General features: G+C 44.1%; 11 protein-coding genes. 7 read left to right on the plus strand and 4 right to left on the minus strand.

Annotation, left to right across the window (positions count from 1 at the left end; translation table 11 throughout):
- Positions 1-46: 46 nt before the first annotated feature.
- Positions 47-1,132, minus strand: a complete 1,086-nt coding sequence (gene serC / locus ABTQ23_RS13940) for a 3-phosphoserine/phosphohydroxythreonine transaminase (protein ID WP_408616345.1) — start codon at positions 1,130-1,132, stop codon at positions 47-49.
- A gap of 235 nt (positions 1,133-1,367) precedes the next feature.
- A complete protein-coding gene (gene gyrA / locus ABTQ23_RS13945; RefSeq protein WP_408616346.1) occupies positions 1,368-4,025 on the minus strand; it encodes a DNA topoisomerase (ATP-hydrolyzing) subunit A in 2,658 nt (885 codons plus the stop codon).
- Positions 4,026-4,282: 257 nt separating this feature from the next.
- Here gyrA and ubiG point away from each other — a divergent pair, with 257 nt between their 5' ends.
- From ubiG to yfaE, 4 genes are all read left to right on the plus strand, one after another.
- The gene (gene ubiG / locus ABTQ23_RS13950) at positions 4,283-4,993 is read left to right on the plus strand and encodes a bifunctional 2-polyprenyl-6-hydroxyphenol methylase/3-demethylubiquinol 3-O-methyltransferase UbiG (RefSeq protein ID WP_408616347.1); all 711 of its coding nucleotides are present in this window, start codon (positions 4,283-4,285) and stop codon (positions 4,991-4,993) included.
- A 291-nt stretch (positions 4,994-5,284) separates the two neighbouring features.
- Positions 5,285-7,558, plus strand: coding sequence for a class 1a ribonucleoside-diphosphate reductase subunit alpha (nrdA, locus tag ABTQ23_RS13955; protein WP_408616348.1), 2,274 nt, complete (start codon positions 5,285-5,287; stop codon positions 7,556-7,558).
- A gap of 15 nt (positions 7,559-7,573) precedes the next feature.
- The gene (nrdB, locus tag ABTQ23_RS13960) at positions 7,574-8,704 is read left to right on the plus strand and encodes a class Ia ribonucleoside-diphosphate reductase subunit beta (RefSeq protein WP_408616349.1); all 1,131 of its coding nucleotides are present in this window, start codon (positions 7,574-7,576) and stop codon (positions 8,702-8,704) included.
- Complete coding sequence (yfaE, locus tag ABTQ23_RS13965; RefSeq protein ID WP_408616350.1) at positions 8,704-8,988, plus strand: class I ribonucleotide reductase maintenance protein YfaE; 285 nt, start codon at positions 8,704-8,706, stop codon at positions 8,986-8,988. Before nrdB ends, yfaE begins: the two co-directional genes overlap by 1 nt.
- Before the next feature lie 20 nt (positions 8,989-9,008).
- On the opposite strand, the gene ABTQ23_RS13970 is transcribed toward yfaE, so the two are convergent.
- Positions 9,009-10,544: a methyl-accepting chemotaxis protein gene (locus ABTQ23_RS13970; RefSeq protein ID WP_408616351.1), complete on the minus strand. Its 1,536-nt coding sequence runs from the start codon at positions 10,542-10,544 to the stop codon at positions 9,009-9,011.
- Between the two features lie 269 nt (positions 10,545-10,813).
- Here ABTQ23_RS13970 and ABTQ23_RS13975 point away from each other — a divergent pair, with 269 nt between their 5' ends.
- The gene (locus tag ABTQ23_RS13975) at positions 10,814-11,167 is read left to right on the plus strand and encodes a DUF3802 family protein (protein ID WP_408616352.1); all 354 of its coding nucleotides are present in this window, start codon (positions 10,814-10,816) and stop codon (positions 11,165-11,167) included.
- Here the strand turns inward: ABTQ23_RS13975 and ABTQ23_RS13980 are convergent.
- On the minus strand, positions 11,143-12,111 hold the full coding sequence (locus ABTQ23_RS13980; RefSeq protein WP_408616353.1) for a LysR substrate-binding domain-containing protein: 969 nt from the start codon (positions 12,109-12,111) through the stop codon (positions 11,143-11,145). The genes ABTQ23_RS13975 and ABTQ23_RS13980 overlap by 25 nt on opposite strands.
- Before the next feature lie 174 nt (positions 12,112-12,285).
- Between ABTQ23_RS13980 and ABTQ23_RS13985 the strand changes: the two genes are divergently transcribed.
- Positions 12,286-13,503 carry a pyridoxal phosphate-dependent aminotransferase gene (locus tag ABTQ23_RS13985; protein WP_408616354.1) on the plus strand — a complete coding sequence of 406 codons (1,218 nt, stop codon included), beginning with the start codon at positions 12,286-12,288 and terminating at the stop codon, positions 13,501-13,503.
- A gap of 9 nt (positions 13,504-13,512) precedes the next feature.
- On the plus strand, positions 13,513-14,112 hold the full coding sequence (yfbR, locus tag ABTQ23_RS13990) for a 5'-deoxynucleotidase (protein ID WP_408616419.1): 600 nt from the start codon (positions 13,513-13,515) through the stop codon (positions 14,110-14,112).
- Positions 14,113-14,147: the final 35 nt, after the last annotated feature.

Here is a 14,147-nt window from a genome sequence, read left to right on the forward strand (position 1 = left end):
TTTATTTTAGATCTAATAAAGCACCCATAATGGGTGCTTTGATTTTTTAGCCGTGACGTTTTTCAAAGTCTTGCATGAAATTAACCAGTGTTTGCACGCCATCTAGCGGCATTGCATTATAAATGCTAGCACGCATACCACCAACGACGCGATGCCCTTTAAGAGTCATCAATCCGCATTCACCCGCTTCGGCTAAGAAAGCAGAGTTAAGTGCATCATCGGCTAAGAAAAATGGCACATTCATTTTTGAACGGTAAGCGCTATCAACTTGGTTGCGATAAAAATCACTTTGATCGATATAATTATACAATAACGCAGCTTTAGCACTATTGCGTTTGGCCATCGCACTCAAACCACCCTGCTCTTTCAGCCATTTGAAAACGAGTCCAGACAGATACCAAGCGTAAGTTGGAGGGGTATTAAACATTGAGCTATGTTTAGCCGCAATTGAGTAATCTAAAACACTTGGCGTATGCTGCATCGATTTGTCTAGTAAATCATCACGCACAATCACAACCGTTAAGCCTGAAGGACCAATGTTTTTCTGAGCACCAGCATAAATGATACCGAATTTGCTAACATCCAAAGGTTCAGAAAGCAGAGTTGAAGAAAAATCACCGACAAGTGGCACATCAACATCAGGAGCTTGATGAATCGCTATCCCTTCAATGGTTTCATTTGGGCAATAGTGTAAATAGGCGGAATCATGACTATAACGCCATTGACTAACTGGGCGAACAGAGATGTTACCTTCGTCGTCTTTTAATAAAGCATCGAACACATCAGCTGACGCATATTTTTTCCCTTCATCTAGCGCACAATGAGACCAGTGGCCAGTAGTGACATAACTTGCCAGTTTTTTGTCACCTAGAATATTCATTGGTACGGCGGAAAATTGCCCACGCCCACCACCGTGACAAAACAGAACTTTGTAATTATCAGGGATAGCTAAAAGATCGCGCAGATCCTGTTCTGCTTCTTCAGCCATGGCGATATAGTCTGCACTGCGGTGACTAATTTCCATGACGGAGACACCAAGGTCACGCCAGTTGGTAAATTCTTGTTGTGCTTTTGCCATTACTTCGGTCGGCATCATCGCCGGACCTGAACAAAAGTTGTAAATCTGTGTCATGCTTCGTTCCTTCATTAACCGCTTCAAGTTAAATCTGAGGCGTAAAACAAATCATCACTATTATTGGTTCTATGGTGATAATCCTTGCCCTGCTAGATTTTTTATCCAGGCCCAGCTGCCCAGCCCTGCTGGCATCACATGCTCATACAAAACAATTAATTGCTAAATATGCTGCTCACAAGCAAAGGGGATAAAGAAAACGAGCGGCATCATGCCGCTCGATAATCGTTATTGCTTATTCGCCATCATCAGGTTGATCGGGTTCCTGCGGTGGCTGACTATCGATCGCCTCGTCTAAGCTATCTTGCTCATCTTCGTCGACTTCGTCAATACGTTGTAGTGCAACAACTTGTTCATCATCGGCAGTTCGAATCAAACGAACCCCTTGCGTGTTACGCCCAACTTTAGAGACGTCACCAGCGCGAATGCGAACTAATATACCACCGTTGGTAATCAACATCACCTGGTCGCCTTTAGGTGGCAATTCTTCGCCAGTTTCAGGGTCTATCAGCCCTTCTTCAACGCGAACTTGAACAGCACCAACAACTGCGCCATTGCGCTCATTGACTTTAATAGAAACGACACCTTTAGTTGCGCGGCCTTTGGTTGGATATTCGCTCTGACAAGTCCGTTTACCATAACCATTGGCAGTTGCGGTGAGGATATCAACGTCTTCTTGCGGAATAATTAATGAGACAACGCGTTGGCCATCATCTAAATTAATCCCACGCACCCCAGCAGCCGTTCGGCCCATTGCGCGAACATGGTCTTCACTAAAGCGAACCACTTTACCCGCATCTGAGAACAACATAATTTCGTTGCTACCATCAGTCAACGCCACGCCAATCAGGGCATCCCCTTCATGCAAGTTAATGGCTTTAATACCGCTAGAAAGAGGACGTTTAAACGCTGACAGCGATGTTTTCTTAACCGTGCCTTCAGCAGTTGCAAAGAAAATAAATTTATCTTCTTCATATTCACGAACCGGCAAAATCGCGGTGACTCGTTCATCACTTTCAAGCGGCAACAAGTTAACAATCGGTTTACCACGAGCCTGACGACTAGCCTGAGGCAGCTGGTAAACTTTCAGCCAGTAGACCTTACCAATGCTTGAGAAACAAAGTACTGTGTCATGGGTATTGGCGATCAGTAGTTGATCGATGAAATCTTCATCTTTCATCTTAGTTGCTGATTTACCTTTACCACCACGGCGCTGCGCTTCGTAATCTGTCAGTGGCTGATACTTGACATAACCGCCGTTTGAGAGAGTTACGACTACATCTTCTTCAGTAATAAGATCTTCAATGCTTAAATCAGCGCTATTGGCGTTAATCTGGGTGGCACGCTCATCACCGAACTGTTCACGGATTTCGATAAATTCATCACGAATCACTTCCATCAGGCGAACAGGAGAACTTAAGATAAGGATAAGTTCAGCGATTTGATCCAACAGACCTTTATATTCTTCAAGGATCTTGTCGTGTTCTAAACCTGTTAAGCGGTGCAGACGTAAATCCAAAATAGCCTGAGCCTGAACTTCACTTAAGTGATACAAGCCATCTCGAACGCCAAATTCTGGTGCTAAATCTTCTGGACGAGCCGCTTCATCATCACCTGCGCGCTCCAGCATGGCTGCAACCACACCCAGTTCCCATCCGCGAGCGACCAATGCAACTTTCGCTTCAGCGGCAGTCGGGCACTGACGGATCAAAGCAATGATTTCATCAATGTTAGCCAGTGCAATCGCCAAACCTTCCAAGACATGCGCACGTTCACGAGCTTTACGCAGTTCATAAACGGTACGGCGTGTCACCACTTCGCGGCGGTGGCGGATAAAGCAATCGAGCATATCGTGCAGGTTCAGCAATTTTGGCTGACCATGATCCAAAGCGACCATGTTCATCCCAAAAGAAACCTGCATTTGTGTCAGTGCATAAAGGTTATTTAACACAACCTCACCAACAGCATCACGTTTAAGCTCAATGACAATGCGCATGCCGTCTTTATCGGATTCATCGCGCAGAGCCGAAATGCCTTCGACTTTCTTATCCTTAACTAGCTCGGCAATCTTTTCAATCAGCCTTGCTTTGTTAACTTGATAAGGGATCTCGTGGACGATAATGGTATCGCGTCCGTGAGAATCAGTTTCAATATCAGCTTTAGCGCGGATAGAAACTTTTCCTCGGCCGGTGCGATAAGCCTGAATAATTCCAGCTCGACCATTGATAATCCCAGCGGTTGGGAAATCAGGGCCCGGAATATATTCCATCAAGCCATCAACATCGATATCCGGATTTTCGATCATAGCTAAACAGCCATTGATCACTTCAGTGAGGTTATGTGGCGGAATATTTGTCGCCATCCCAACCGCAATACCGGAAGCTCCGTTAACCAATAAGTTTGGAATGCGGGTAGGTAAAACTTCAGGGACCTGTTCGGTATCATCGTAGTTGGGGATGAAATCGACGGTTTCTTTATCGAGATCGGCTAACAAAGAATGGGCGATTTTCGCCATTCGAATTTCGGTATAACGCATTGCTGCGGCCGAGTCACCGTCTACAGAACCGAAGTTCCCTTGACCATCGACTAAGGTATAACGCAATGAGAAAGGCTGTGCCATACGCACGATAGTGTCGTAAACAGCAGTATCACCATGAGGGTGATATTTACCAATCACATCCCCCACTACACGAGCCGATTTTTTATATGGTTTATTCCAGTCGTTACCCAACACATTCATCGCGAACAATACGCGTCGATGCACGGGTTTCAAGCCGTCACGAACATCTGGTAATGCTCGGCCGACAATTACACTCATCGCATAATCAAGATAAGATGTTTTTAGCTCATCTTCAATTTTTACGGGTGTAATCTCTTTGGCAAGATCGCTCATAGAAGAAAGAATCCCTATTTTTTAACGCTTAGCTGCAAATAGTGCAGTGAAGCAGAAATTTTACCACAAACTCGAATAAGCCGGAAAACAAAACAACGGTTTTAACGCAACATATTCCTTTACCTGTTCAAGATGGATAAAAATTACTCAATTTTTAAAACTCGTATATAACTCTTGCCTATGCTGGCAGAAATGATTCGTCAACACCGAGTGTGAACTTTATACTAGAGACAAATTTTGCCTGTCAAAGAGAAACCATGACTTACGATAACGTGGACCAAACTGAAATTGACAAATTTGCCTCGCTAGCCTCCCAATGGTGGGATGAAGATGGTGAATTTAAGACCCTTCATCAAATAAATCCGCTGCGATTAGAATTTATCGAAACTCACAGTGATGGATTGTTTGAGAAACAGGTCTTAGATGTGGGTTGTGGCGGTGGCATTCTCAGTGAAAGTATGGCTAAACGTGGGGCAAAAGTGAGCGCGCTCGATATGGGGCAAGCTCAGATTGAAGTTGCTCGTTTACACGCCCTTGAGTCACAGGTCGAAATTGATTATCACATGGTAAGTGCTGAGAGTTTTGCGCTTGAACATAAAGATAAGTTTGATGTCATTACCTGCATGGAAGTGCTAGAGCACGTGCCAGAACCCGCTTCAGTTTTACAAGCACTTTATACGATGCTTAAGCCGGGTGGACAGCTGTTTTTATCCACAGTCAACCGCAATCCAAAATCATACTTGTTAATGTTAGTTGCCGCAGAAAAATTATTGAAGCTCGTTCCCCAAGGCACGCATCAATACAATAAGTTTATTAAGCCCTCTGAACTGCTCGGATGGTGTGATGTGGTTGGCTTTGAAACAAAACACCTTACAGGGGTCAGTGTCATTCCATTTCTAGACATTTATAAGCTCAGTCGCGATGTCAGCGTCAATTATATGGTGCATTTAACCAAACCCGATATTTAATTCACAAGTGCTGAGAATTACACCGATTTCTGGTGGGGAATTAAGCCACCAGAAATAATTCAAATTTTTTCTCCAAGGGGTTGCAAATTGATAACTTTAATTACACTCTGGTAACTTATGTAAGTAGCCACTTACATCGCTTAGTTATCCACAGCCTATCCCCTTTACCATGCCTTGCATATTAAACCAAACCTCACTATCTTGTAGTTATTCCATAGTTAAACACTAGATATAGTGTTTTTCTTCATCCAACATACGTATACTCCGATCCTGATAAGGTGGCTTATAACTATGAATACTAATCTTCTGGTGACCAAACGCAGTGGTAAAAAAGAACCGATTGATCTTGATAAAATTCACCGCGTCATAACTTGGGCAGCGGAAGGGCTTGAAAACGTTTCTGTTTCACAAGTCGAATTACGTTCTCACATTCAGTTTTATGATGGCATTCGCACCAACGACATCCATGAAACAATCATTAAAGCAGCTGCAGATTTAATCAGTGCTGATGCACCAGATTATCAATATTTAGCAGCGCGCTTGGCTATTTTCCATCTGCGTAAAAAAGCATATGGTCAATTTGAGCCACCGACGTTATATGACCAGGTCGTCAAACAGTGCGAACTCGGCCACTATGATCGCCACCTTTTAGAAGACTATACACCTGAAGAATTTGCCCAGATGGATGAGATGATCGATCACTGGCGTGATATGAACTTCTCATATGCGGCGGTCAAGCAACTTGAAGGCAAATATCTGGTACAAAACCGGGTAACAGGTGAAATTTTTGAAAGCGCTCAGTTTCTTTATATTCTGGTTGCCGCGTGTTTGTTTAGCCATTATGACAAAGCGCAGCGTATGGATTACATCAAGCGCTTTTATGATGCAATTTCTACCTTTAAAATTTCACTGCCAACGCCAATCATGTCTGGCGTACGTACCCCAACTCGTCAGTTCAGCTCATGTGTCTTGATTGAGTGTGATGATAGCCTTGCATCAATTAATGCAACCGCTTCAAGCATTGTAACTTACGTATCGCAGCGTGCCGGGATTGGTATTAACGCTGGGCGGATTCGTGCTCTGGGTAGCACCATTCGTGGTGGTGAAGCCTTCCACACTGGCTGTATCCCATTTTATAAATATTTCCAAACCGCAGTTAAATGCTGTTCTCAAGGTGGCGTGCGCGGTGGTGCTGCAACGATGTTCTACCCGTTCTGGCATCTTGAAGTTGAATCGCTATTGGTTTTGAAAAACAACCGTGGGGTTGAGGAAAACCGTGTCCGCCATATGGACTACGGCGTGCAGCTGAACAAAACCATGTACCAACGCTTGATTAAAGGTCAGAACATTACTTTATTCTCGCCAAGTGATGTCCCAGGCCTTTACGAATCATTCTTTGATGATCAAGACGAATTTGACCGCTTGTATCAACAATACGAGCAGGATTCGAGCATTCGCCAAAAATCAATCAAAGCATCGGAACTGTTCTCGCTATTAATGCAAGAGAGAGCATCAACTGGCCGAATTTATATTCAAAACGTTGATCACTGTAATACCCACAGCCCGTTTGATCCTAAAGTGGCTCCAGTTCGTCAATCGAACTTGTGCATGGAAATCGCGCTGCCAACTAAACCGCTAGAACATGTTTACGATGAAAACGGCGAAATTGCGCTTTGTACACTCTCAGCGTTTAACTTAGGTGCACTGGAAAGCCTTGATGAGCTTGAAGACTTAGCCGACTTAGCTGTTCGCGCATTAGATAGTCTGTTGGATTATCAGGATTACCCACTGCCAGCGGCGAAAAGAAGTAGTATGAATCGCCGTACACTGGGCATTGGCGTAATTAACTATGCTTATTACTTGGCGAAAAATGGCGTTCGTTATTCAGATGGCAGTGCCAATGGTCTGACGCATAAAACCTTTGAAGCGATTCAGTACTGGATGCTTAAAGCATCACTAAACCTTGCTAAAGAGCACGGGGCATGTCCGGCATTTAACGAAACTAAATATGCCGAAGGTATTTTACCGATTGATACCTATAAGAAAGATTTGGACGGGATCTGTCAGGAACCACTGCATTACGATTGGGAAACGCTGCGCGAAGAGATAAAAACGCATGGTCTGCGTAACTCAACGCTGTCAGCACTAATGCCTTCAGAAACCTCTAGTCAAATTTCAAATGCGACCAATGGTATTGAACCACCACGCGGTTATGTCAGTGTCAAAGCGAGCAAAAATGGGATCTTAAAACAGGTGGTTCCAGATCTGATTTCGCTAAAAGATAACTACGAACTGCTGTGGGACATGCCGTCTAACGATGGTTATCTGCAGCTAGTTGGGATTATGCAAAAATTCATCGATCAGTCGATTTCAGCTAATACCAACTATGACCCTGCGCGCTTTGATGGTGGCCGCGTGCCAATGAAAGTATTGCTAAAAGATTTATTAACAGCTTATAAACTCGGCGTTAAGACCCTTTATTATCATAACACCCGTGATGGGGCCGCTGATGAACAACAAGATATGGGTGCAGACGATTGTGCCGGTGGGGCATGTAAGATTTAAGCTAGGATAACTACAATGAGCTATTCTATTTTTCCGCAGCATCAGTTAGATGCGACGAAGCAAAATATGTTTTTTGGCGAGCCGGTTAACGTGGCTCGTTACGACCAACAGCGTCATCCTATTTTTGAACGCCTAATTGAAAAACAACTAAGTTTTTTCTGGCGTCCAGAAGAGGTAGACGTTACACAAGACCGAATTGATTTTCAGAAATTGCCGGCTCATGAGCAGCATATCTTTTTAAGTAATCTGAAATATCAGACATTGCTGGACAGTATTCAGGGGCGTTCACCCAACGTTGCCCTGTTGCCACTGGTGTCAATTCCAGAGCTTGAAACATGGATTGAGACGTGGTCATTTAGTGAAACGATTCACTCGCGCTCTTACACTCACATTATCCGTAATGTGGTCAAAGACCCTGGTGAAGTGTTTGATGAAATCATGGTAAACGAGCACATTCTGCATCGCGCCGAAGATATTGCTCTTTATTACGATGAATTAATCGAAAGCTCGCAGCGCTACAATTTATATGGTGAAGGTGTCCATAATATTCAGGGCAAAGAGATAACCATTAGTTTGCGCGAGCTGAAGAAAAAACTCTATCTGTGTCTCATGGCTGTTAACGCGCTCGAAGCGATTCGTTTTTACGTAAGCTTTGCCTGCTCTTTTGCCTTTGCAGAGCGAGAGCTAATGGAAGGCAATGCGAAGATCATTCGCCTCATTGCTCGAGATGAAGCGCTGCATTTAACAGGCACCCAGCACATGCTTAACCTGATGCGCGATGGTAAAGATGACCCTGAAATGGCAGAAATTGCCCAAGAGTGCCAACAAGAGTCATTTGATCTGTTTAAAAAAGCCGCTGAACAGGAAAAAGAGTGGGCAGCGTATCTGTTTAAAGATGGCTCAATGATTGGTCTGAATAAAGACATTCTGTGTCAATATGTTGAATACATCAGCAATGTGCGCATGCAAGCGTTAGGCTTACCGAATGTGTATGAAACGAAATCGAATCCGATTCCATGGATCAACACATGGCTGGTTTCAGATAACGTTCAGGTCGCACCTCAAGAGGCTGAAATTAGCTCGTACTTGGTCGGTCAGATTGATTCATCGTTAGACAGTGATGACTTAGGAGATTTCGAGCTGTAATGGCCATTTTAAAAATTGGTCAGCGTCAAATCCCTGTTCGCCGTGGACAGAGTCTTCTGGAAGCGGCAGAACAGGCTGAGATCCCCGTTGAATATCAGTGCCGTAATGGATTTTGCGGCGCTTGTCGGCAAAAACTCAAATCTGGATCAGTGAAATACCCGAACCCACCGCTGGCTTATTGCGAAGATGATGAAGTGCTGTTGTGTTGTGCCTATCTTGATGAAGATGGTAAAGCCACTGTCAGCCTTAGTGAATCAGAGTCAACAGCCAAACAGCCTGAATAGGCTGCCTGGCTGATAACCAATTAATTGCCAAAAGTTTTAGCAAGAGATGTCAGTTTATCCGCCCGAGTATCTAACTCAGAGCTAATATCTTCAACACTGCCAATCTGCTGCATATTAATCTCTGCTGCTTGATTGATATTCGTAATATTGCGATTAACCTCTTGAGCAACCGCATTTTGCTGTTCTGCAGCAGTTGATATTTGAGCCGCTAAACTTGCGATTTCACTGACCATTTCCAAAACCGTCCCAACTGCTTCCTCGGTTTCTTGAGTATGGCTAACGCATTCGGCGGCCGACTTGTTACTGTCTTGCATGGTCTGCGTCCATGAATTGACCATGGTTTTCATCTGTTGAATCGATGACTCAATCTGCTCAGTCGCTTTATGGGTACGCTGCGAGAGCGCTCGCACTTCATCGGCGACCACTGCAAAACCGCGCCCTTGTTCACCGGCCCGAGCCGCCTCAATGGCTGCATTTAGCGCCAATAAATTGGTTTGTTCAGCAATACCCTGGATCTCCTGCATGATATTACCAATGCTTTCAGTCTCGCGAGTAAGCTCAACGGCCGCTTCTGCCGAGTTAGCGACCTCTTTTGCCAACGATGAAATAAGCCCATTGGCTTTATTCATCCTAGAACTTGCCTGCTCACAAAATTGCCGAGCTTGATCGACTCGCTCAGTTGTATTGAGCGTATTGCCGGCAATATCATGAATGGTCTGAGCCATCTCATCCATCGCGGTGGAAACTTGATGGAGTTCTTTATTTTGTCCAGAAACCGCATCACGGGCCTGACGAACGGTCTGCAACAATCGCTGACTAGCTTGATGCAAAGGTCGCGTGCTGTCTAACACTCGCCCAATTGCTGTTCTTAACCGCCCTTTATAAATAAGGGTATGGAAATCACTGATAGACTCTTTCGCCTTACCGCAATAAACCCAACGTGAGGGGCTATCATAATGATCGCGTAGCGCTTTGAAGTAGCGGGATGATTTAATGAGCTCTGGATAGTAAATAATAAACGGCAGGATCACTTCACCCAACGCATACAGATGATGTTCAGCCGTTCCCAGCAGTAAACCGACGGAACAAACAACAAACAACAAGTGTCGCCACATTGGGTTTTCATACCATTTTTCAATCGATTTATCACGATTGAGCTGGCTATAAATATGTTCCGCGCGATTACGATAATCAGCTTTTAAGCGAGTTCTGACTGACTGATAGCCAATCAATTGGTCATTTTCATAAATGGGGGTTACAAATGCATCCACCCAATAATAGCGACCATCTTTACAGCGGTTTTTAACTGCACCTCGCCAGTGTTGACCTGACTTTAATTTTTCCCACATATCCTTAAATGCGGCTTTAGGCATATCAGGATGGCGCACAATATTGTGATTTTTGCCTACTAACTCCTCCATTGTGTATCCAGCCACTCGGCAAAAAGCTTCATTGGCATAGGTCACTACACCACGTAAGTCAGTCGTTGAAACAAGTTCTTCGTTCTCGCCAAACGTCACTTCTTCATCGATAATCGTTTGATTTCTGCGTCCCATTCCTTTGACCTTCTATTAGAGATCTTTATGATAGAAAGCGCTTAAAGAGCTGCTTTCATATGTCATTAGAGTTTAGACGCTAGCTCGCTGAACGCATATTTTTTATACTATTAAATGTATTTAACGTTTAAGGCTTCGCTAAAAGATAGAAAAAGAATGCTGTTGGATGTTTCTGCTTAGAGTAAATTACCCATAAGAATGAAGTTTGCTTATACTTAATGTACATTAAGTGTGCCAAGCGAATAACAGTAGTAGAGTGAGATTTAAATATGGTTACCAATGGTGAAGGCTATATCCAGCTGATTCAGTATCTTACTGAGAACCTTTCGGTATTTGAACATCCCGGGCCAGCCTGTATGAACGATACTATCGGTGAATATACTACTGATAAAGTTGCAGAGAGCGTGATGGCCGTTTGCCAGCAACACCCTCAATTAAGTAGTGAAGCTCGCTTTAAGGTCATTCGTGAAAGTGACTCAGTTGTAAACGATCTGCAAGAAGTACTCTCAAGCGTCTGGAACAGTGCTCCAACAAAGGAGCAATCTGAATTTTTGGATGAATTTATTAGCCTTATTAAAAATCTATTTGATTCGGCAATTTACGCAGTCGATCCGATTAAGTAATCTGAACTTGCCGGAATATCGGCATGTTCATCTGGCGGGCGAATCCCATTTAAATGTTCAAAGCAGCTCTGCCGAGCAATTTGAATAAAAGCCCGCAGATGGCTTGCTTGGCGGTCTTTGTCGCGCATAGCGATGTAAAGATTTTGCCATAGTTCACCATTTCCTAATGTCCTGGCAACTACAAAGCCTTTATCAACATATTCATTTAACGCCCAGTTGGGTAAAACAGCCACGCCTAAGTCACTGGCGACCAATTGCATCATCATCATCGTCATATCGACTTGGCGAATCGCTTTAGGTGTCACTCCCGCAGGTTGCAAAAACAGATTAAACAAATCGAGCCGAGAGCTCTCAACCGGATAGCTAATCAATGTCTGGTCACTAAAATCCGCTGGCTCTATCACCTCTTTATGCGCCAGAGGATGATCCACCGATACCGCCAACATCGGCTGATAGGCAAAGAGCGCTTTGTAATGGATCCCTGGCACATCTAATGGATCTGTGGTTAACACCAAATCGAGATCGCCATGCGCAAGATCTGGTAGTGGCTCAAAACTAAAACCCGATGAAAAATCAAGCTCCACATCGGGCCATAGGCCGCGATAGATATCAATAGCTGGCATCAGCCAGTTAAAGCAGCTATGACATTCAATCGCCAAATGCAATCGCCCCGATTGCCCTGCCACTAAACGAGTTAAATCGCGCTCAGCTTGTTCAAATTGCGGCAAAACAGAATCCGCTAATTCAATAAGGCGCAAACCGGCAATGGTAAAACGCAGCGGTTTGCTCTTACGAATAAATAGCTGAGCACCAATCTGCTTTTCTAATAATTTGAGCTGATGAGACAAAGCCGATTGCGTTAAACATAACCGGGCTGCCGCATCCACCAATGTCTGTGATTCACGTAACGCGAGCAGCGTTTTTAAGTGTTTAAGTTCTAACATCGAATAAATTAACCCCACCCCAACATTATAATATTCTGTAATTCTTTATTTTTTATTTAAAGATTCTGCAAGTGTAGAATTTAATACTAAAACTTAGTGGGATACTTGCAAGCACCACTAAATAGCGCCTTAATATGGCTTACATTTACAACTATATTAACATTTGATTCACTCATGCAGCTAATTGAAAAATCAACCAAACTCGATTCCGTCTGCTACGATATTCGCGGTCCAGTACTGGAACAAGCCAAACGATTAGAAGACGAAGGACAACGGATCCTTAAATTAAATATCGGCAACCCGGCTCCATTTGGATTTGAAGCCCCAGAAGAAATATTAGTCGATGTCATTCGTAACCTACCAACAGCGCAAGGTTACAGCGACTCAAAAGGGCTTTATTCAGCGCGTAAAGCGGTGATGCAACATTATCAAGCGATGGGATTACGCAGTGTAACGGTCGATGATATTTATCTGGGCAATGGCGTGAGCGAGATGATCGTGATGTCTGTTCAGGGGCTGCTTAATAATGGTGATGAAATGCTGGTTCCATCACCGGATTATCCGCTGTGGACAGCAGCTGTGACCTTAGCTGGCGGCAGAGCCGTGCATTATCTTTGTGATGAGCAATCCGATTGGTTCCCTGATATCGACGATATCAAATCAAAAATAACCTCGCGTACCAAAGGGATTGTCGTCATTAACCCGAACAACCCAACTGGCGCGGTGTATAGCCGTGAGCTACTGGAACAAATTGTACAGGTCGCAAGAGAAAATAACTTAGTTATTTTTGCCGATGAGATCTACTCGAAAATCATCTACGACCAAGCGCAGCATATTCCACTGTCAACCTTAAGCGATGACCTTTTGACGCTAACGTTTAATGGGTTGTCTAAAGCGTACCGCATTTGTGGTTTTCGCTCTGGCTGGATGATGGTTAGCGGCGCTAAAAATAAAGCCAAAGATTTTATCGCGGGCCTAGATATTCTCGCCTCAATGCGTTTGTGCGCAAACGTTCCAATGCAACATGCGATACAAACCGCATTAGGGGGTTATCAAACTATCAATGATTTGGTCGCACCGGGCGGTCGCTTGTACGAGCAGCGCAACCTCGCCTGGGAAATGCTCAATGCAATCGATGGCGTTAGCTGCGTTAAACCTCAAGGCGCAATGTATCTATTTCCAAAACTGGATGCGAAAAAATTCAATATCCACGATGACCAACAGTTCGCCTTGGATTTGTTGATGAAAGAGAAGATACTGATTGTTCAGGGAACTGGCTTTAATTGGCATCAACCTGATCACTTCCGGGTTGTATTCTTACCCAGACAAAGAGATCTAAAAGATGCAATTGGCCGGTTAGAACACTTTTTATCGAGCTATCGCCAAGCATAATTATTGATGATGAGTCCTAATGAATCTGTAACAAGCCACTTTCTGGCCCAACTGGCCAGAATGAGGCTCATCGAACGATGGCCATTAATGCGTAGTCAGTTTCGCGAAAATGTCGCAGAACATAGCTTAATGGTCGCTCTTGTCACCCATATCTTAGTCATAGTCGAGAATAAATTATTCTCTGGCGCATTGGACCCAGGTCAAGCGGCACTGATGGCGCTCTATCATGACAGCAGTGAAGTTTTTACCGGTGACCTACCGACACCGGTAAAATACGCCAGTGTGGCTCTTCGCGATGCGTACAAAGAGCTGGAGTCAAAAGCCGAGCAACGCCTTCTTGAAATGTTGCCTGATGAGCTTAAAGACGAATTTTCGCCCTTGCTACTAACGCCTGAGAAAAACGAAGAATATGAACGCATCGTCAAAGATGCAGATGTTGTTTGTGCGTATATAAAATGTTTAGAAGAACTGGCTGGTGGTAATCAGGAATTTGCCAGCGCCCGCAAAAAGCTCGAACAAACGCTAACAGAGCGCTCTCGGCCACCATTAGACTATTTTATTAAAACATTCATTCCAAGTATGCAATTGCCACTGGATGAACTGCGCTAATGACACTGTGCTAAAAATCGGGCTTTAAGCATTAG

Source organism: Celerinatantimonas sediminis, from assembly GCF_046054195.1.
GTDB lineage: Bacteria > Pseudomonadota > Gammaproteobacteria > Enterobacterales > Celerinatantimonadaceae > Celerinatantimonas.